This window comes from Helicobacter sp. 16-1353 (assembly GCF_003288815.1).
GTDB lineage: Bacteria > Campylobacterota > Campylobacteria > Campylobacterales > Helicobacteraceae > NHYM01.
In genome coordinates this window covers 163001-183323 of the sequence record NZ_NHYM01000002.1, presented here as the reverse complement: position 1 = coordinate 183323, position 20323 = coordinate 163001, and the positions used below count along the sequence as shown (strand labels likewise).

Below are 20323 nucleotides of genomic sequence, written 5' to 3'. Positions count from 1 at the left end.
GCCAATTTATAGAATCAAAATTTAAAAATAAAGTCAAATTTTAACGAAAAAAACTTAATGCCACTTTTCTAAACTTCCTTTTAAGTGCTTTTATGTAGAATCTGAAAATTTTTTGCACTTTAAATTTATCGAGGGAATATGCCAAAACGAGATGATATACAAAATATTTTACTAATCGGCTCTGGAGCGATTGTAATCGGGCAGGCTTGCGAGTTTGACTACTCTGGAACACAGGCTGCAAAGACACTAAAAGAGCTAGGATACCGAGTGGTGCTTATCAACTCCAATCCAGCTACCATTATGACTGACCCAGAGTTCGCCCACCGCACTTACATTGAGCCAATTAGCGAGGAAATCATAAGCGATATTATAAAAAAAGAAAAAATCGATGCGATTTTGCCTACTATGGGCGGACAGACGGCACTAAATGTGGCGATGAGTATGCATAATAAGGGAATGCTCGAGGGGATAAAATTCCTAGGGGCGAATCCAAAGGCGATTGAAAAGGGCGAAGATAGGAAGATTTTTAAGGAAGCGATGATAAAAATTGGCATTGATGTGCCAAAAAGTGGCTATGCCTACAATCTCTCCCAAGCCACAGAAATTGCCGAAAATATCGGCTTTCCGCTCATTATTCGTGCTAGTTTCACCCTAGCTGGGGGCGGAAGTGGCGTGGCGTATAATATCGATGAGTTTAAGATTCTCGCACAAAAGGGGCTTGAGGCGTCGCCCATTGGGGAGATTCTAATCGAAGAATCGCTACTTGGCTGGAAAGAATACGAAATGGAAGTTATCCGCGACAAACTTGATAATTGCATTATCGTTTGCAGTATTGAAAATCTCGACCCTATGGGCGTTCACACTGGAGATTCTATCACCATTGCCCCAGCACTCACGCTTACAGATAAAGAATATCAGCGAATGCGAGATGCGAGCTTTAAAATCTTGCGTGAAATCGGCGTAGATACGGGCGGAAGCAATGTGCAGTTTGCCATAAATCCCAAAAATGGGCGAATGACTGTGATTGAGATGAATCCGCGTGTAAGCCGAAGCTCCGCACTTGCCAGTAAAGCCACTGGCTATCCAATCGCTAAGGTTGCCACGCTCCTTGCGGTGGGCTTTAGCCTTGATGAGATTAAAAACGACATTACAGGCACGCCGGCGAGTTTTGAGCCTACGATTGACTATATCGTTACAAAGATTCCGCGATTTGCCTTTGAGAAGTTTCCAAGGGCGGATTCTACGCTTAGCACATCGATGAAAAGCATTGGCGAGGTTATGGCGATTGGCACGACTTGGACGCAGAGCTTGCAAAAGGCGCTTTGTAGCCTTGAGAACGGCACTTTCGGGCTAAAGGCACTTACAAATGATATCGAGCTAATTAAAAAGGAGATTCGTCGCCCAAATGCGAATCGAATCCTATATATCGCCGATGGACTGCGGAATGGCTTGAGTGTGGAGGAGATTTATGAGCTGTGCTTTATTGATAAGTGGTTTTTGGAGAAAATCGCATTTTTAGTGAGTCTAGAATCGAGCATAAATGCAAGCGTATTAAGCGATGAAAATGCCCTTAGAGACTTAAAAATCAATGGTTTTAGCGATGAGATGATTGCCTTTATAATTAATAAAAACGACAATTTGGAGCTGCGTGAAAATGATATTTTCTTAGCTCGAGAAAAGCTTGGTATAAAATATGATTACAATGAGGTAGATACCTGCGCTGGGGAGTTCCCAAGCCTAACTCCTTATCTATACTCAACTATGAATTTTAAGAATCTAAATGTTTTGGATTCTGCGAATCTAGATTCCGCAAACTCGCACGATTCTAAAGATTTCGCAGATTCCGTAGATTCCAAAAAAGCACGAGATTCTAAAGAATCTAAAAAGATTCTTATATTGGGTAGTGGTCCAAACCGCATAGGACAGGGAATCGAGTTTGATTATTGTTGCGTTCATGCGAGTTTTGCACTAAATGATTTGGGCTATAAAAGCGTGATGTATAACTGCAACCCAGAGACAGTTAGCACAGATTACGACACAAGCGATATTTTGTATTTCGAGCCAATCACATTTGAGTATGTCCGCTCCGTGATTGAGAGGGAAAAGCCAAGCGGGATTATCGTGCATTTTGGCGGACAAACGCCACTAAAACTCGCTAAAAATCTCTCGCTCCTTGATGTAGAAATCATCGGCACGAGTGCAAAAGTGATTGATATGGCAGAAGACAGGGAGAAATTCGCCAAATTCCTAGAGGAGAATAACCTCCTCCAGCCACAAAATGGCATTGCCTTTACCAAAGATGACGCTTATGGAATCGCCTTTAAAATCGGCTTTCCAATCCTCGTGCGCCCATCATATGTGCTTGGCGGACGAGCGATGAAGGTCGTGTATAACGAGGAGGAACTCCGCGTGTATATGGAGGAGGCGATAAATGTGGGCGAGAAAAATCCAATTTTGATTGATAAGTTTTTGGACGGTGCAATCGAGCTTGATGTGGACGCCATAAGCGATGGGAGCGATGTGTATGTGGCAGGGATTATGCAGCATATTGAAGAGGCTGGGATTCACTCTGGGGATTCGACATGCGTCATTCCAACTATTTCAATCCCCACAAAAACGCTAAAAGAGATAGAAAATATCACGCACACAATTGCCTTGAAACTGGGCGTAATAGGGCTTATGAATATCCAATATGCTATTTTTAACGACCAAGTTTATATCATCGAGGTAAATCCTAGAGCCTCCCGCACGACGCCATTTGTAAGCAAGGCAACTGGAATCCCACTCGCCAAAGTCGCCACGCTTGTAATGTGTGGGAAAACGCTTAAGGAATCGCTAGATTTCTACGATAAATTTGGGGTCGTTACAAAAGAAAATCATATTTTTAAACCAAAATTAAGCACTCATATTTCGGTAAAAGAATCTGTCTTTCCATTTAGCAAATTAAGCGGAGCTGATGTGATTTTGGGACCTGAGATGAAAAGCACGGGCGAGGTTATGGGGATTAGCGATAATTTTGGCATTAGTTTTGCAAAGAGCCAAATTGCGTGTAATTACACATTGCCAAAGGCTGGAAATGTGTTGCTATCGATAAAAGATAGTGATAAGAAGCTTATCCCGCCCCTTGCAAGGAAGTTTATCGAGCTAGGCTTCAATCTATACGCCACTGGTGGGACTTATGCAATGCTAGAATCCCACAAGATTCCAGCTACAAAGGTGCTAAAAATAAGCGAGGGACGCCCAAATATCCACGATTTACTCGCAAATAAGGAAATCGATATGCTAGTAAATACGAGCGATAATAAGTCTAGCAAGGACGATGCAAAGATTATTCGAGAGCAGGTTATCCGCCTATCTGTGCCATATTTTACGACTATTTCTGGGACAAATGGGGCGCTAGAGGCGCTAAAGGAGCTAAAGAAAAAATCGCCATACAAGGCGAAGGCATTGCAGGATTATTTGGGGTAAATGGTTTGTGTGCGTGAAATCTCCGTGTGTGGAATCTGGTATTCGTGCGTGGAATCTTGCAGAATCTAATATTTTAAGGTGAAAAAAAGTGAAAAACGCATTATTTTTAGCTCAAAGCGACACAACTGCGGGTTTTTTAAGTGCAGATTCTAAAAAAATAATTAGGGCAAAGCAAAACGGGGAAAATAAAAATCTATTAAGGGAATCTGCCTCAATTGGGGCGATAAAAGAAATATCAAGGATTCCGCAAGTTTTAAATAAAGCCATTCGTAGGCGGAAAAAAACCACATTTATTTTTCCAAATGCCAAATCTTTCCGCGTGGTGCTTGAAAATTCGCATTTTTTTTGTGAATGGAGCAAGAATCCGCAATATGGGCGTGAAATGGGTGGGAATCCACAAACTAGGCACGAAATGGGCGAGAATCCGCAGAATCCAAATGGAAATACAAATCTAAGCGAGAATCTAGAGGCGAGTCCGAGCTGGAATCCGCAGAATCTAGGCGAAAATCTCCACCTAAAATTCCTAAAAAACTTTGGGATTCTCTACTCATCTTCAGCGAATTTACATAATAAAAGTTTTGATAAATCTTGGGCGGAGAGCGTAGCAGATGTTATAATCTATGATAATCGTGGGATTTTTGAATATATTTCATCGCATATTTTTCAAATCAAAAAAAATAAAATAAAAAAGATAAGATAGTGAATTTTATAGTTTCGATTATTGGCTTTGGGGCGTTGTTTGGGATATTTCCACTGATTTTATTCTATGGTGGGATTTTTAGCACTTATTTTTCATATTTTGAGATAAAAGAGTTTTTTAATAGCTTTTTTATGGCAAATTTTAACTTGCTATTTTATGCGATAGTGGGGCTTTTTAGTGGATTTGCCATTATCTCAAAATGGGATTTTTTAAAGATTCTATACTTGGCTTTACTTATTTTTTCCTCCCTTGCTTTTATCCCAAGTATCGGGCAGAATATTGGCACAAAGCTTTTTTACAAGGCAAATACGAGGATTATCATAAACGCCCAAACCTATAATATTAATGTAATTTATAGAGATAAATACAAGATTTATTACAACACGAAAGACAATAAAAAGGTAGAAAGGCTGGATATACCAGCTAGTAAGGCTATAAATCCAGATGAGAATCCAGCCAAAAATTAAAGGGGGCAGAATGCGAATTGATAAATTTTTAAACACCACAAATATCCTAAAGCGACGCACAATCGCCCAAGATATGATTGAAAATAAGCTAATTTTTATCAATGGAGCGGTCGTAAAGTCCAGCCGAGAGGTAAAAGTGGGCGATATAATCGAGGTTAGATTCCTAGAAACTATTAAAAAATACCAAGTGCTAAAAATACCAGAATCCAAAAATATCCCCAAAAATCAAAAAGAACTCTATATAAAAGAGTGTTAAATCCAATCTAGAAATAGGCAAGAAAACGCTTTCTTTAAAGATTCTATTTTGGTTTGGCTGAATTTAAGAATTTTTTAGATTCTGCTACAATTCGCAATCTCAAAAAATATTAAATTATAGTTTTCTAAAAATTACTAAAATTTCCGTGATTTATGGCTAAGATTCCACAATTAATTTTGTAATTTTTATCAATAAATTTAAAGGTTTAAAAAATGGTTTTTTTCTTTTCTAAGGTTTTTATTAACTCAATCAATGCGTTTTACAATTGGATTCTAGGGCTTTCCATCGGTGCAATTATCGCTTCTGGTGCATTTGTCGCCCCTGTGATTTTTAGAGCGAGTAATTTTGGCGTGGAGTTGGATTTAGCACAGAGCGGGATTCTTATGACTGCGATATTTCTAAAACTCAATGCATTATTATTATTTGTGGCTTTCATCATCGCAGTTTATGAGATTTTCTCGCTTCGGCTCTCTTCTCACACGAGAATTCAAAAAGCCATTTTATTCGTAAGTGGTGGGATTAGCGTGGTTTGTATATTGCTTTTTGCCTTGTATTACACGCCATTTATACTAGAATCCCAAGAATTAGGCACAATCGCCACAAGTGAGTTTAACGCAATGCATAAGCAAAGCGAATTTGTCTTTAATGTGCTGTTTTTCGCCCTAAGTATAAATCTAATCTATCGCAATTTAGTTAGAATGTAGCAATTTATAATTTTTGGTAATTCATTGAATTATGGATATTCTTGTAAACTAAAACCTGTAGAATTAGCCAAGATTCCATATTACGATTCTTAAGGATTCTAGATTCTCTTAGTTTTAAAATTAATGCATTTCAAAGGAATAAATTGACTTATTACTAAGTAATAGTTTGCCATTTTTGCGTAGCAAGATTAAAAAATTTATTTCTTTGCTTGACACTTAAGGGAGTATTTTGTAGAATACAGATTTTTACTTTTAGAAAAATTCCGTTTAATTTGTCATTTGCTAGTGTTTTAAATTGTAACTATGCTGGTTTAGCTCAGTTGGTAGAGCAGCTGCCTTGTAAGCAGCAGGCCGGGGGTTCAAGTCCCTTAACCAGCTCCATAACACTTTTAGATGTTTGATTTTTCAGTGTTCTACCAGTTTTAATGTTTTTTTGGGTGAGTTACTCAAGTGGCCAACGAGGGCAGACTGTAAATCTGCTGGTTTTTACCTTCCGTGGTTCGAATCCACGACTCACCACCATTATTTAAGATGGTTTTATAGAATCCTAGAATATTAGAATCTAGCAGAATCTAAATCTTAAATGAGTGATGCGGGAATAGCTCAGATGGCTAGAGCATCAGCCTTCCAAGCTGAGGGTCGCGGGTTCGAGCCCCGTTTCCCGCTCCAAAAAAGATTATATTGTATCTGGGAGCTGATTTAGTATTTATTAATAGCTTCTTTAAACTAGATTCAATATAATTTAACTTTACGATAATTTCGCCCATATAGCTCAGGGGTAGAGCACTTCCTTGGTAAGGAAGAGGTCGGCGGTTCAATCCCGCTTGTGGGCTCCAGTTTATATTCTAAAAATTTAAGGAGAAAACGATGGCAAAAGAAAAATTTGTCAAAAACAAACCGCATGTCAATGTGGGAACAATCGGGCATGTAGACCACGGTAAAACTACACTTAGTGCAGCAATTTCTGCTGTTTTGTCGCTAAAAGGTCTAGCTGAGCTAAAAGACTATGACAATATCGACAACGCACCAGAGGAAAAAGAGAGAGGTATTACAATCGCTACTTCTCACATCGAGTATGAAACAGAAAACCGACACTACGCTCATGTGGATTGTCCGGGGCACGCTGACTATGTAAAAAATATGATTACAGGTGCAGCTCAAATGGACGGTGCGATTTTGGTTGTATCTGCCGCGGATGGTCCTATGCCACAAACTAGAGAGCATATCTTGCTATCTCGCCAAGTTGGTGTGCCATACATCGTGGTATTTTTGAATAAGCAAGATATGGTTGATGATGCCGAATTGCTTGAGTTGGTTGAAATGGAAGTTAGAGAATTGCTAAGTAAGTATGAATTCCCGGGAGATGATACTCCAATTATTGCAGGCTCTGCACTAAAGGCACTAGAAGAGGCTAAAACAGGTCAAGTAGGCGAATGGGGACAAAAGATTCTAAAGCTTATGGAAGAAGTGGATAAATTTATCCCAACTCCGCAAAGAGATACTGAAAAGTCATTCCTAATGCCTGTAGAAGATGTCTTCTCAATCGCTGGTAGAGGAACTGTTGTAACAGGAAGAATCGAGCGAGGCGTGGTAAAGGTAGGCGATGAGGTTGAAATCGTAGGTATTAGAGATACTCAAAAAACAACTGTTACTGGCGTTGAAATGTTTAGAAAAGAGCTAGACAAAGGCGAGGCTGGGGACAATGTTGGCGTATTACTACGAGGCACAAAGAAAGAGGAAGTTGAGAGAGGTATGGTTTTATGTAAACCGGGTTCAATCACTCCACATACGAAGTTTGAGGGCGAAGTTTATGTGCTTTCAAAAGATGAGGGCGGACGACATACTCCATTCTTCAATGGTTATCGACCGCAATTCTATGTGCGAACTACCGATGTTACAGGCTCTATACAATTACCTGATGGCGTAGAGATGGTTATGCCGGGTGATAATATCAAAATCACAGTTGAGCTAATCAATCCAATCGCCCTCGAAGATGGGACAAGATTCGCCATTAGAGAAGGTGGACGAACTGTAGGTGCGGGTGTTGTAACTAAGATTATCCAATAAGGGAATTAACTTATGAAAATAAAAGTTGGACTGAAATGTGTTGAATGTGGTGATATAAACTATAGCACGACAAAAAATGCTAAAACAAATGTAGAAAAACTGGAGCTCAAAAAATTCTGTCCTAGATTAAATAAACGAACCGTTCATAAAGAGGTTAAGTTAAAGAGTTAAAAAAATACTTAAAGAATATTTTTCTTTAAGTATTTTAGGTCAGTAGCTCCAATGGTAGAGCATCGGTCTCCAAAACCGACTGTTGGGGGTTCGAGTCCCTCCTGGCCTGCCATTATATTTGTAATATATTATTTGAATTAATTAAATGATTATTAAGTTGAATAAATATGTGAATACAGCTATATGTTTTTAGTAATATTGATTTTGGAGATTTAATGAAAAAGCTATTTGTGTTTTATAGAATGGCAAGGGAAGAATTAGATAAGGTTATTTTTCCTACTAAAGAGCAGATAAGAAGTGCTTCCATATCCGTTCTTATTGTTGTTACCGTGATAGCCTTATTTTTAGCATTGGTTGATGTGATACTTGGTGCTATTATGTCTAGCATTTTGTAAAGGTTTTTAAATGGCTTTAGAATGGTATGCAATTCAAACATATTCTGGTAGTGAGAAATCAGTAAAATTAGCAATTGAAAATTTACTTCGTGAATCTAAATTGTTAGATAAAATGGAACAGATAGTTGTGCCCACAGAAGATATAGTGGAATTTAAAAATAATAAGCGTAAAATAACCGCAAGAAGTCTTTATCCCGGATATGTTTTCATCAAAATAGATTTAGACACTCAATTATGGCATATGATACAATCTCTGCCTAGAGTGGGGCGATTTATAGGCGAATCTAAAAAGCCCACACCCCTTAGTCAAAAAGATATTGATGTGATTTTGGAAAAGGTGCATAATCGTGCTGCTCCAAAGCCAAAAGTTTCATTTTTTCCGGGCGAATTTGTGCGTATTATTGATGGGGCGTTTTTAAATTTCACTGCCACTGTTGAGGAATACGATATGGAGCATAGGAAATTGAAATTAAATATTTCTATTTTTGGTAGAAATACACCTATTGAGATTTCAGATTCTCAAGTAGAAAAAATAGTTTAAGGAGATAATAAATGGCAAAAAAGGTAGTAGGTGAGCTAAAGCTTCAAATCCCAGCAGGAAAGGCAAATCCTTCTCCTCCTGTTGGTCCTGCTCTTGGTCAAAGAGGAGTGAATATAATGGAATTTTGCAAAGCTTTCAATGAAAAAACAAAAGATATGGGAGATTTTAATATTCCTGTTATAATCACCGTATATCAAGATAAAAGTTTTACATTTATCACAAAAAAGCCTCCTGTAACTGACCTAATAAAAAAAGAGGCGAATATTAAAAAAGGTTCGGATAATCCGCTAAAAAACAAGATAGGTAAGCTTACAAGTAAGCAAGTGGAATCTATTGCGAGTTTGAAGCTAGAGGATTTGAATGCAAATGATTTGGAAGCGGCTAAAAAGATTGTAGCAGGAAGTGCCAGAAGTATGGGCATTGAAATAGTTGATTAATGGGAGAGCGTATGAAAAAAGTTGCTAAAAGATTGCAAAACCTTAACTCAAAGGTAGAAAAAGGCAAGGTGTATGATTTAGACACTGCTACGAGTTTGGTGAAGTCGCTTGCCTCTGCGAAGTTCGATGAGACGGTGGAAGTGGCGATTAGGCTTGGAGTTGACCCTCGCCACGCCGACCAAATGATTCGCGGAGCTGTGGTATTGCCACATGGGACTGGGAAAAAAGTGCGAGTAGCCGTATTTGCAAAAGGTATAAAAGCAGATGAGGCGAAAAATGCTGGAGCTGACATCGTGGGCGATGATGATTTGGTGCAATCTATAAAAGATGGCAATATCGACTTTGATATGGTTATAGCTACCCCCGATATGATGGCAATGGTAGGTAAGGTTGGTAAGATTCTAGGACCAAAAGGGCTAATGCCAAACCCAAAAACTGGCACAGTTACAATGGATATTGCAAAAGCCGTGAGTAATGCAAAAAGCGGTCAAGTGAATTTTAGGGTTGATAAAAAGGGCAATATCCACGCCCCACTTGGTAAAGCGAGCTTCGAGCAGAGCAAAATCAAAGATAATTTATTGGAATTAATCAAAAATATTAATCGCCTAAAACCAGCCAGTGCAAAGGGGAAATACATACGAAGAACTTGTATTTCACTAACGATGAGTCCATCTGTGGAGATAGATTCCCAAGAATTAATGGATATTAAATAATTGCGTTAAAAGCGTTAAAAGTGGGCTTTGGAGATTCTGCAGATTCTATTGAAAGCCCAAATCTAGCGTTTATCTTAGACTGAAGACTACAAGGGGATTTCCCTTAATTCTTTTTTAGCCAAAGCAAGAATCTAGAATCTAAAAGATTCTTTAAAGATTCGCCAAAAGCCCACGAAAAAGTCCTTGTATAGGTTAGTCTGAAAGGAGGAATAATGACAAAGCAAGATAAGGCAAAGCTTGTCGAGCATCTTAGTTCTAGCTTTTTAGATTCTAGTATTATAGTTTGCGATTACAAGGGACTTAGCGTTAAGGATTTAGAAACCCTTAGGCGAAACGCCCTCAAAGTCGATGCAAAAGTCCAAGTTGTAAAAAACAAACTAGCAAATATCGCATTTAAAAACGCAAAAGTCGAAGGCATCGCACTCAAAGACACAAATATATTTTTGTGGAGCAAAGACCAAATTTCACTTGCCAAAAGTGCGCAGAAATTCGCAGATGACAACAAAGACAAGTTTGTTATAAAGGTCGGCTTTTTTGATGGGCAAGTTGTGGATTCTAAACATATAGAATCTGTTTCAAAACTGCCAAGCAAAGAAGAGTTAATCGGTATGTTGCTTTCGGTTTGGACTGCTCCTGCACGATATTTCGTCACTGGACTTGACAACCTAAGAAAGCAAAAAGAACAAGCATAAAAATTAAAAATAGGAGTTAAAAATGGCTATTACAAAAGCAGATGTTTTAGAATATATTTCTAATCTTTCAGTATTGGAATTATCAGAATTAGTTAAGGAATTTGAGGAAAAATTCGGCGTTAGTGCCGCTCCAACCGTGGTCGCTGGAGCAGGTGGTGGAGCTGGAGCAGCAGCTGCAGCAGAGGAAAAAACAGAATTTAGCGTAATTATCACAAATAGTGGTGAAAAGAAAATCAATGTAATTAAGGTCGTTAGAGAAGTTACAGGACTTGGACTAAAAGAGGCTAAAGATGCCACAGAGCAAGTCCCTCATACGCTAAAAGAGGGCATAAATAAAGAGGAAGCCGAGAGCATTAAGAAAAAGCTTGAAGAGGCTGGAGCAAAAGTGGAAATAAAATAGCCCTAAAAAATTAAGATATAAAGAAGTGTAAATTTATAAGAATATTCTAAATTGAAATAGTCTCTCAAAGACTATTTCAAAGATAATTCTTTTGAATATGAAATATTTTAAATATTGTAAATATTTATTTATAATATTTAAGGAATCTAAAACTACAATAGAGGTTATACAATATGCCAGCAACAATAAAATCAGGTAACAGGATACGATTAAATTTTGTTAAATCGCAAGAAGAATTACCTATCCCGGATTTATTACAATTACAACGAAATAGCTACGATTCATTCATATCTACGCAGAATCCAGAGGAAAGCGGAATAGATAAGGTTTTTAAATCTGTATTTCCAATCCACGATGCTCAAAATAGATTAACCCTTGAGTATGCTGGATGCGAATATGGCAAACCAAAATATACTGTTAGAGAGGCGATGGAGCGAGGTATAACATACTCAATACCTTTGAAAATTAAAGTTCGCTTAGTTTTATGGGAAAAAGATGAAAAAACTGGTGAAAAAATCGGCGTCCAAGATGTTAAAGAACAAAGTATTTATGTTAGAGAGATTCCGCTTATGACGGATAAAACTTCGTTTATCATAAATGGCGTTGAGAGAGTTGTAGTAAATCAGCTATATCGAAGTCCGGGTGTGATTTTTAAAGAGGAGGAGTCTGTTACTTCGTCAAATAAGCTAATCTATACAGGGCAGATTATCCCTGATAGAGGCTCTTGGCTGTATTTTGAATATGATACTAAAGATACACTTTTTGTTAGAATTAATAAGCGAAGAAAAGTTCATGTAACGATACTTCTTCGTGCTTTGGGGTATAATAAACAAGATATTATTAGAATCTTTTATCCACTCCTTGATGTGAAGTTTGAAAAAGGAAATTATTTAATTCCTTTTAATCCCAATGATTTTATTAATGGAAAGGTTAGCTTTGATGTTAAGGATAAAAATGGTAATGTAGTAGCTCAAGCTGGTAAAAGATTGACACCTAAAAAAGCTAATGCACTTAAAGAAGAGGGATTGGATTGGATTTTATATCCAACTGAGACGCTAGAGAATCGCTATTTCGCAGAGCCTATTATTGACAAAAATAGCGGAGAAATTATATTTGATACGCTAACCCAAATCGATGATGCGAAATTAAAACGATTAATTGAATTAAAAATAAATAAATTTAAAGTTATTAACGATACTGCATCGGGATACGATTCGTCTATTATCAATTCATTTATGGCAGATGTAGAATCCTTAAAATTGCTAAAACAAACCGAAAAAATTGATGATGAAAATGATTTAGCAGCTATTAGAATCTATAAGGTTATGAAGCCCGGCGACCCTGTAACAAAAGATGTCGCAAAGAATTTCGTCCAGCAGTTATTTTTTGATACTGAGCGATATGACTTAACCAAAGTTGGTCGAATGAAAATGAATCATAAGCTTGGCTTAAATGTTCCTAGCTATGTAACAATCCTAACTAGAGAGGATATTTTAGAGAGTATTAAATATCTAATTAAATTAAAAAATGGCATTGGGCGAATCGACGATAGAGACCACTTGGGTAATAGGCGGATTCGTGCTATTGGTGAGCTTTTGGCAAATGAATTGCACACTGGATTAATGAAAATGCAAAAGGCAATCCGCGATAAGCTTGCTAGCACAAACACAGACCATGAAAATATTATGCCACACGAGTTGATTAATTCTAAAACAATTACTAGCACTATTTTAGAGTTTTTCACTGGTGGACAATTATCTCAATTTATGGACCAAACAAATCCTCTCTCCGAAATTACGCATAAAAGGCGATTATCCGCACTTGGCGAGGGTGGTTTGGTAAAAGAGCGAGTTGGATTTGAAGCTAGAGATGTTCACCCTACTCATTATGGGAGAATCTGCCCTATTGAAACGCCAGAGGGGCAAAATATTGGGCTTATTAACACACTCTCTACTTTTACGCGTGTAAATGACTTGGGATTCATAGAAGCCCCTTATAAAAAGGTCGTAAATGGCAAGGTTACAAATGATGTTATGTATGTAACAGCTTCGCAAGAAGAGGGTTTATCCATAGCTCCAGCAAGCACGAAGTTAAATAGTGATAATAGCATCCAAGAAGATTTAATTGAGGTAAGAAAAGATGGTGAAATAATCTTAAGCGAAAAAAACAAGGTTGATTTAATCGACCTAAACCCTAGAATGCTAGTTGGCGTTGCCGCTTCGCTTATACCATTTTTAGAACATGATGATGCAAATAGGGCTCTTATGGGCTCAAATATGCAGCGTCAATCTGTGCCACTTCTAAAGCCAGATGCACCGATTGTTGGAACAGGAATTGAAAGTATTGTTGCAAGAGATTCTTATGAGGCTATAAAAGCCACAAGAAGTGGAGTCGTAGAGCTTGTAGATAGTAGAAATATTTATATAATGGGTGAAGATGAGAATGGTGCATATATAGACCATTATTCATTGCAGAAAAATCTACGAACAAATCAAAATACTTGTTTTTCGCAGATTCCAATAGTGAAAAAAGATGATTTTATACATAAAGGGCAGGTTATCGCAGATGGTGCGAGTATGGATAAGGGTGAGCTTGCCTTAGGGAAAAATATCAAGGTCGCATTTATGCCTTGGAATGGCTACAACTTTGAAGATGCGATTGTTGTAAGTGAGAAATTGATTAGAGAAGATGCTTTTACCTCGATTCATATCTATGAAAAAGAGATTGAAGCAAGGGAGTTAAAACACGGCACAGAAGAGATTACCGCTGATATTCCGCAAGTTAAAGAAGAGGAAATCGAGCATTTAGATATTAGCGGAATTGTAAAAGTGGGAACTTATGTTAAAGGCGGTATGATTTTAGTTGGTAAGGTATCTCCTAAAAGTGAGGCTAAGCCAACGCCTGAGGAGAGATTACTTCGAGCTATTTTTGGCGAGAAAGCTGGGCATGTGGTGAATAAATCGCTTTATTGTCCGCCGAGCTTAGAGGGTGTTGTAATTGATGTTAAAGTCTTTACTAAAAAAGGATATGCAAAGGATGCTAGAGCAATAAAATCCTATGAAGATGATAAAAATCGCCTTGACAGCGAATATCGTGATAAATTATCTATGCTTGATAAAGAAGAAACACTTAGAATGGTTTCGCTATTAAGTAAGGAAAAGCTATCTTCATCATCTACGATTAATAATGTCAAATATAAAAAAGGCAGTATTGTAGATAAAGATGATATAACTGCACTTGGTAGATTTGGACTTAATGCATTTGTGAAAAATTACTCAAAAGATATACAGAATCAATATGAGCATATAAAAAATAATTTTGCAAATCAAAAAAAGATTCTAGGTGAAGAATATCAAGAAAAGCTCTCTATTTTGGAAAAAGACGATGTTTTACCAAGTGGTGTTGTTAAAAAAGTCAAAGTTTATATTGCCACAAAGAGAAAGCTAAAAGTCGGTGATAAGATGGCTGGACGACACGGAAATAAGGGTATCGTTTCTACGATTGTTCCTGAGGTTGATATGCCATATACAGCAGATGGTGAAAGTGTAGAAATAGTGCTAAATCCGCTTGGTGTGCCATCTCGTATGAATATCGGGCAGATTCTAGAAACCCATTTAGGACTTGTAGGCAAACAACTTGGAAAAGATATAGAAAATATATTTAATTCTAATAAAAAAGATTTCATCACTAGCTTAAGAAATAAAATGTTAGATATTATAAAGGTGGTAAACCAGCCACAAACTATACAATTTATCAAAGATTTGAGTGATGAGGAATTAATTAAATATGCAAGAGATTGGAGCAAGGGTGTTAGATTCGCAACTCCAGTATTTGATGGTGTAGATGAGGAAACATTTAAAAAGCTTTTTGAATTAGCCAAAATTGATATGGATGGTAAAACCGAGCTATATGATGGCAAAACTGGCGAAAAGATGAAAGAGCGTGTAAATGTAGGATATATGTATATTTTGAAACTCCATCACTTAGTCGATGAAAAAGTCCATGCAAGAAGCACAGGACCTTATTCGTTAGTAACACAACAACCTGTTGGTGGAAAGGCATTATTTGGCGGACAAAGATTCGGTGAGATGGAAGTTTGGGCGTTGGAGGCATATGGAGCATCGCATACATTAAAAGAAATGCTTACAATAAAATCCGATGATATTGATGGTAGATATAATGCATATAAAGCTATTACAAGCAATAAATTAGTTGGAGAATCTGAGATTCCACAAACCTTTTATGTTTTGACAAAGGAATTGCAATCATTAGCACTTGATGTTATTGTTTATGATAAAGAAAATAATCAAATTCCACTATTTGAAGAGAATAAAGATTCTAAGACAAAGAGAGATTTTACTTCATTGCAATTAGTTTTAGCTAGTCCAGAAACTATACGAAGTTGGAGTTATGGAGAGGTTAAAAAACCAGAGACGATAAACTATAGAACGTTAAAGCCAGAGCGAGATGGGTTATTTTGTGCGAAGATTTTTGGACCTGTTAGGGATTATGAATGTATTTGTGGAAAATATAAAAAGAAAAGATTCAAAGATACTGTTATGGTATGTGAAAAATGTGGCGTTGAGATTACAAGCTCCAAAGTTCGTAGAAATAGAATGGGGCACATCGAGCTAGTTACGCCAGTAGCGCATATTTGGTATGTAAATTCACTTCCAAGTAGAATAGGAACATTGCTTGGTGTGAAAATGAAAGATTTAGAGCGAGTTCTATACTATGAAGCATATATTGTAAAAAATCCCGGCGAAGCATATTACGACCACGAGGGCACAAAGCCAGTTTTAAAATATGATGTGCTAAATCAAGAGCAATATGATAGCTTACACCAGCGATTCGAGCATACGAATTTTATCGCTGAAATGGGCGGAGCAGCAGTAAAAGAATTATTAGAAGACCTTGACATCGTTGATTTATTGACTAAATTAAAAGAGGATATTAAAAATACCAATAGCGAGGCAAAAAAGAAAAGTATTGCTAAGCGATTAAAAGTCGTTGAGAGCTTTATCAATTCTAAATCCAAGCCAGAGCATATGATGCTAACTGTGCTTCCAGTGTTGCCACCGGATTTGCGTCCATTGGTCGCACTTGATGGCGGGAAATTTGCCGTTAGCGATGTGAATGATTTATATCGTAGGGTGATTAATAGAAATCAGCGATTGAAGCGATTAATGGAGCTAGATTCCCCAGAGATTATCGTTAGGAATGAAAAGCGAATGTTGCAAGAGGCAGTTGATGCCTTATTTGATAATGGCAGAAACGCAAATGCCGTAAAAGGGGCAAATAAACGACCTTTAAAATCACTTTCAGAGATTATCAAAGGTAAGCAAGGGCGATTTAGACAGAATCTACTTGGAAAAAGAGTGGATTTCTCTGGACGAAGTGTTATAGTCGTGGGTCCAAATTTGCGAATGGACCAATGTGGATTGCCTAAGAATATGGCATTAGAGCTTTTCAAACCACATTTATTAGCGAAATTAGAGGAGAAAGGCTATGCCACTACTCTAAAACAAGCAAATAAAATGATAGAGCAGAAAAAAGATGAGGTTTGGGAATGTTTGTCGGATATTGTCAAAGGTTATCCTGTGCTATTAAATAGAGCTCCAACATTGCATAAGCAAAGTATCCAAGCATTTCACCCAAAACTTATCGAGGGCAAGGCAATCCAGCTTCACCCACTCGTTTGCTCGGCGTTTAATGCGGATTTTGATGGCGACCAAATGGCAGTGCATGTTCCGCTTTCTCAAGAGGCAATTGCTGAGTGTAAGATTCTAATGCTTAGCTCTACAAATATTTTGCTTCCAGCGAGTGGAAAGGCGATAGTTGCACCATCTCAAGATATGGTTTTGGGATTATATTACATTTCTTTAATAAAAAATAATGTTAAAGGGCAACATAAGTTATTCGGTAATATTGATGAAATAATGATTGCTATAGATAGTGATGAATTAGATATTAATGCTAAGATTAGGACTTATATTGGCAGTCGATTGATTTATACAACAGCAGGTAGAATGATACTATATTCTATTATTCCTGATAGCGTTCCAATTGATTTATGGAATAGGGTTATGAAGAAAAAAGATATTGGGAATCTAATAGATTATGTAAATAAAGAAAATGGACTATCAGTTATGGCTAAATTCCTTGATGATTTAAAGGATTTAGGATTTAAGTATGCCACAAAAGCTGGAATTTCCATTTCGGCTTATGATGTTTTAGTTCCTAATGACAAGCAATCAATAATCAATGAAGCCAAAAAGAAGGTTAAAAATATTCAATCCCAATTTGATAGTGGATTATTAACCGAGCAAGAGCGATATAATAAAATTATCGATATTTGGACAGATACAAGCAACTCAATGGGCAAAGATATGATGAAGTTAATTGAATCCGACAAAGACGGCTTTAACTCCATTTATATGATGGCAGATTCTGGGGCTAGAGGAAGTGTAGCACAGATTCGTCAGTTGTCTGCTATGCGTGGACTAATGGCAAAAGCCGATGGAGCGATTATCGAAACACCGATTATCTCTAACTTTAAAGAGGGCTTGAATGTATTGGAATACTTTACTTCAACGCACGGAGCGAGAAAAGGTCTAACAGATACGGCACTTAAAACCGCAAATGCGGGATATTTGACTAGAAAATTAATTGATGTTAGTCAAAATGTGAAGATTGTAACAGATGATTGTGGCACTCACGAGGGTGTAGAAATATCTGATATAACTGTGGGAAGTGAGCTTATAGAACCACTAGAAGAGCGAATTATAGGCAGAGTTTTGGCTGAAAATGTTATAGATTCTATAACAAATGAGATTCTGCTAATTGAGGGAACTCTAATTGATGAAAATATGGCTAAAAAAATAAAAGAAGCTGAGGTAAAATCTGTAATAATAAGAACCCCAGTTACTTGTAAAGCAGAGAAAGGAATCTGTGCTAAATGCTATGGATTAAATCTTGGTGGTGGAAAAATGGTAAATATCGGGGAGGCTGTAGGCGTTATCGCCGCACAATCCATCGGTGAGCCGGGAACCCAGCTAACTCTTCGAACTTTCCATGTCGGTGGAACTGCCTCAAGGTCGCAAGAAGAAAGACAGGTTATAGCGGAAAAAGAGGGCTTTATTAGATTCTATAATATAAAAACTTATACCAATAAGCAAGGTAAAACCATTGTTGCAAATAGGCGAAATGCAGCGATTTTAGTTGTTGAACCAAAAGTGAAAGCCCCATTTGATGGTGTTGTAAAAGTTGAAAATATTCACGATGAAACCATCGTAAGCATTATTGGTAAAAAAGAAACTGTAAGATACACAGTTAGAAAAAATGATGTAGCCAAGCCAAACGAATTAGCCGGAGTAAGTGGCAAGATTGAAGGTAAGATATTTATCGCTCACGATAATGGATATAATATAAAAAAAGATGGAAGTATTATTGAGATTATAAAAGATGGTTGGAATATCCCACATAGGATTCCATATGCTAGTGAATTAAATGTCAAAGATAATGCTCCAATTGCACAAAAGATAATTGCTAAAGAAAAAGGGGTATTAAAAATCTATAAATTAGTAGGCAATACCTTAGAGAGAATGAAAGATGTTAAAAAAGGGTTTAAAGTTACAGAGAAAGGAACTTTTGCTATTATCGCTGATGAAAATGACAGAGAAGCAGCTAGACATTATTTAGCAAGAGGTTCTATAATGCAAGTTGCTGATAGTGTTGAGATTGATATTGGAACATTGATAGCTAAGCCAGAATCCGATGAGCAGAAAGTAATCGCACAATGGGACCCTTATAATACGCCTGTTATTAGTGAAGTTGATGGTGTTGTGAGCTTTGAGCATATTATTTCTGGACTAACTGTAACAGAACAGATAGATGAAATCACAGGACAAAGTAACTTAGTTGTAAATGAATATCTACCTTCCGGATATAAACCTGCAATAGTAGTTACAACCAAAAAAGGAGAATCTTATAGATATCCAATTGACCCTAAAACCTCTATCGTAGTTGATGAGGGTAGCAATGTATTTGTTGCAGATATCTTAGGTAGAGCACCTAAAGCACTTGTCAAGTCTAAGGATATTACAGGAGGTCTTCCACGAGTATCCGAGCTATTTGAGGCTAGAAAGCCAAAAGACCCTGCGATTTTGGCTGAAATCGATGGCTCAATTAGCTTTGGTAAGCCGTTAAGAGGCAAGGAGCGATTAATTATCACTTCGCAAGATGGTAGAACTAGTGAATATTTAATCGATAAAAATAAACAGATTCTAGTTCGCGAGGGAGAATTCATGCATTCTGGGGAAAATATCACAGATGGAATTGTCTCTTCCCACGATATTTTGAGAATCTTGGGTGAAAAGGAATTGCATAAATATATCGTAAGCGAAGTCCAGCAAGTTTATCGTAGGCAAGGCGTTACAATCGCTGACAAGCATATTGAGATTATCGTCTCTCAAATGCTTCGCCAAGTTAGAATCGTAGATTCTGGGAATACACGATTTATCGAGGGCGATATAATCTCTAAGCGATTCTTCAAAGAAGAGAATGAATCTAAGATTAGATTGGGTGGAGAGCCAGCGATTGCTGAGCCGATATTGCTTGGAATTACACGAGCTGCGATTGGAAGTGATAGTATCATTTCTGCGGCATCATTCCAAGAGACTACAAAGGTTTTAACAGAGGCATCAATTGCCGCAAAAATCGATACATTGAAAGATTTAAAAGAAAATGTGGTTTTGGGTAGAATGATTCCGGTTGGAACTGGAATCTATAAAGATAGGATATTTAGGATTAAGAATAAACAAAGTTAAACTTATAAAATGCTTATTTTAAGAGAAATAAAAGATTTTGTTATATAAAATAAGTGTTTTTAAAATTTTTTGATAAGGAAATAAAGTCGTGCCAACTATAAATCAATTGATAAGAAACGAGAGAAAAAAGATTACTAAGAAATCTAAATCTCCAGCATTAATGGAATGTCCGCAAAGGAGAGGGGTTTGCACTCGTGTTTATACCACTTCACCAAAGAAGCCAAACTCAGCTTTAAGAAAGGTAGCAAAAGTGAAGCTAACTAGCAAGATTGAGGTTATTAGCTATATTCCGGGCGAGGGGCATAATCTACAAGAGCACTCTATAGTATTAGTTAGAGGCGGCAGGGTAAAGGATTTACCGGGTGTAAAATACCATATTATAAGAGGTGCACTTGATACTGCAGGTGTGGCGAAAAGAACTGTTTCGCGAAGTAAATATGGTGCTAAAAAAGTAAAAGCAGAATCTAAAAAATAAAGGAGTATG

The 20323-nt window shown here is 37.2% G+C and carries 15 protein-coding genes and 5 tRNA genes; all 20 read left to right on the top strand.

The window, feature by feature from the left end; genetic code table 11:
- Window positions 1–138 precede the first annotated feature (138 nt).
- The 20 genes from carB (at window position 139) to rpsL (ending at window position 20314) form a co-directional block, all read left to right on the top strand.
- Entirely contained in the window at window positions 139–3468 is a 3330-nt protein-coding gene (gene carB / locus CCY99_RS02210) for a carbamoyl-phosphate synthase large subunit (protein WP_112059770.1), read from the top strand.
- An 88-nt stretch (window positions 3469–3556) separates the two neighbouring features.
- A complete protein-coding gene (locus tag CCY99_RS02205) occupies window positions 3557–4168 on the top strand; it encodes a hypothetical protein (RefSeq protein WP_112059769.1) in 612 nt (203 codons plus the stop codon).
- Window positions 4168–4635: a hypothetical protein gene (locus tag CCY99_RS02200; RefSeq protein WP_112059768.1), complete on the top strand. Its 468-nt coding sequence runs from the start codon at window positions 4168–4170 to the stop codon at window positions 4633–4635. The genes CCY99_RS02205 and CCY99_RS02200 overlap by 1 nt, the downstream gene beginning before the upstream one ends.
- A gap of 10 nt (window positions 4636–4645) precedes the next feature.
- A complete protein-coding gene (locus tag CCY99_RS02195; RefSeq protein ID WP_112059795.1) occupies window positions 4646–4891 on the top strand; it encodes an RNA-binding S4 domain-containing protein in 246 nt (81 codons plus the stop codon).
- A 212-nt stretch (window positions 4892–5103) separates the two neighbouring features.
- Window positions 5104–5595 carry a DUF4149 domain-containing protein gene (locus tag CCY99_RS02190; RefSeq protein ID WP_112059767.1) on the top strand — a complete coding sequence of 164 codons (492 nt, stop codon included), beginning with the start codon at window positions 5104–5106 and terminating at the stop codon, window positions 5593–5595.
- 305 nt (window positions 5596–5900) lie between these two features.
- A tRNA-Thr gene (locus CCY99_RS02185) sits at window positions 5901–5976 on the top strand.
- A 55-nt stretch (window positions 5977–6031) separates the two neighbouring features.
- Window positions 6032–6117: transfer RNA gene (locus tag CCY99_RS02180), tRNA-Tyr, on the top strand.
- 70 nt (window positions 6118–6187) lie between these two features.
- Window positions 6188–6264 (top strand) — tRNA-Gly (locus CCY99_RS02175).
- Between the two features lie 92 nt (window positions 6265–6356).
- A tRNA-Thr gene (locus CCY99_RS02170) sits at window positions 6357–6431 on the top strand.
- 31 nt (window positions 6432–6462) lie between these two features.
- Window positions 6463–7662 (top strand): elongation factor Tu, encoded by a 1200-nt coding sequence (gene tuf, locus CCY99_RS02165; RefSeq protein ID WP_112059766.1) that lies wholly within the window; start codon window positions 6463–6465, stop codon window positions 7660–7662.
- A 12-nt stretch (window positions 7663–7674) separates the two neighbouring features.
- Window positions 7675–7833, top strand: coding sequence for a 50S ribosomal protein L33 (gene rpmG / locus CCY99_RS02160; protein WP_112059765.1), 159 nt, complete (start codon window positions 7675–7677; stop codon window positions 7831–7833).
- Between the two features lie 36 nt (window positions 7834–7869).
- Window positions 7870–7945 (top strand) — tRNA-Trp (locus CCY99_RS02155).
- A gap of 103 nt (window positions 7946–8048) precedes the next feature.
- Window positions 8049–8228 (top strand): preprotein translocase subunit SecE, encoded by a 180-nt coding sequence (gene secE / locus CCY99_RS02150; protein WP_112059764.1) that lies wholly within the window; start codon window positions 8049–8051, stop codon window positions 8226–8228.
- A gap of 10 nt (window positions 8229–8238) precedes the next feature.
- On the top strand, window positions 8239–8769 hold the full coding sequence (nusG, locus tag CCY99_RS02145; protein WP_112059763.1) for a transcription termination/antitermination protein NusG: 531 nt from the start codon (window positions 8239–8241) through the stop codon (window positions 8767–8769).
- Between the two features lie 11 nt (window positions 8770–8780).
- On the top strand, window positions 8781–9206 hold the full coding sequence (rplK, locus tag CCY99_RS02140; RefSeq protein WP_112059762.1) for a 50S ribosomal protein L11: 426 nt from the start codon (window positions 8781–8783) through the stop codon (window positions 9204–9206).
- 11 nt (window positions 9207–9217) lie between these two features.
- Window positions 9218–9919, top strand: a complete 702-nt coding sequence (rplA, locus tag CCY99_RS02135) for a 50S ribosomal protein L1 (protein WP_258443065.1) — start codon at window positions 9218–9220, stop codon at window positions 9917–9919.
- A 212-nt stretch (window positions 9920–10131) separates the two neighbouring features.
- Complete coding sequence (gene rplJ, locus CCY99_RS02130) at window positions 10132–10611, top strand: 50S ribosomal protein L10 (protein WP_112059760.1); 480 nt, start codon at window positions 10132–10134, stop codon at window positions 10609–10611.
- Between the two features lie 22 nt (window positions 10612–10633).
- Window positions 10634–11011: a 50S ribosomal protein L7/L12 gene (gene rplL / locus CCY99_RS02125; protein ID WP_112059759.1), complete on the top strand. Its 378-nt coding sequence runs from the start codon at window positions 10634–10636 to the stop codon at window positions 11009–11011.
- Between the two features lie 173 nt (window positions 11012–11184).
- A complete protein-coding gene (locus CCY99_RS02120; RefSeq protein WP_112059758.1) occupies window positions 11185–19839 on the top strand; it encodes a DNA-directed RNA polymerase subunit beta/beta' in 8655 nt (2884 codons plus the stop codon).
- 88 nt (window positions 19840–19927) lie between these two features.
- Window positions 19928–20314 (top strand): 30S ribosomal protein S12, encoded by a 387-nt coding sequence (gene rpsL, locus CCY99_RS02115; protein ID WP_112059757.1) that lies wholly within the window; start codon window positions 19928–19930, stop codon window positions 20312–20314.
- Window positions 20315–20323 lie beyond the last annotated feature (9 nt).

What these genes read in the sequence shown, in the direction of transcription:
- nusG (WP_112059763.1), top strand. Translation starts at nt 8,239, where the DNA reads ATGGCTTTAGAATGGTATGCAATTCAAACATATTCTGGTAGTGAGAAA.
- CCY99_RS02195 (WP_112059795.1), top strand. Translation starts at nt 4,646, where the DNA reads ATGCGAATTGATAAATTTTTAAACACCACAAATATCCTAAAGCGACGC.
- tuf (WP_112059766.1), top strand. Translation starts at nt 6,463, where the DNA reads ATGGCAAAAGAAAAATTTGTCAAAAACAAACCGCATGTCAATGTGGGA.
- rplA (WP_258443065.1), top strand. Translation starts at nt 9,218, where the DNA reads ATGAAAAAAGTTGCTAAAAGATTGCAAAACCTTAACTCAAAGGTAGAA.
- rplL (WP_112059759.1), top strand. Translation starts at nt 10,634, where the DNA reads ATGGCTATTACAAAAGCAGATGTTTTAGAATATATTTCTAATCTTTCA.
- rplK (WP_112059762.1), top strand. Translation starts at nt 8,781, where the DNA reads ATGGCAAAAAAGGTAGTAGGTGAGCTAAAGCTTCAAATCCCAGCAGGA.
- CCY99_RS02190 (WP_112059767.1), top strand. Translation starts at nt 5,104, where the DNA reads ATGGTTTTTTTCTTTTCTAAGGTTTTTATTAACTCAATCAATGCGTTT.
- secE (WP_112059764.1), top strand. Translation starts at nt 8,049, where the DNA reads ATGAAAAAGCTATTTGTGTTTTATAGAATGGCAAGGGAAGAATTAGAT.
- rplJ (WP_112059760.1), top strand. Translation starts at nt 10,132, where the DNA reads ATGACAAAGCAAGATAAGGCAAAGCTTGTCGAGCATCTTAGTTCTAGC.
- rpmG (WP_112059765.1), top strand. Translation starts at nt 7,675, where the DNA reads ATGAAAATAAAAGTTGGACTGAAATGTGTTGAATGTGGTGATATAAAC.
- CCY99_RS02120 (WP_112059758.1), top strand. Translation starts at nt 11,185, where the DNA reads ATGCCAGCAACAATAAAATCAGGTAACAGGATACGATTAAATTTTGTT.
- carB (WP_112059770.1), top strand. Translation starts at nt 139, where the DNA reads ATGCCAAAACGAGATGATATACAAAATATTTTACTAATCGGCTCTGGA.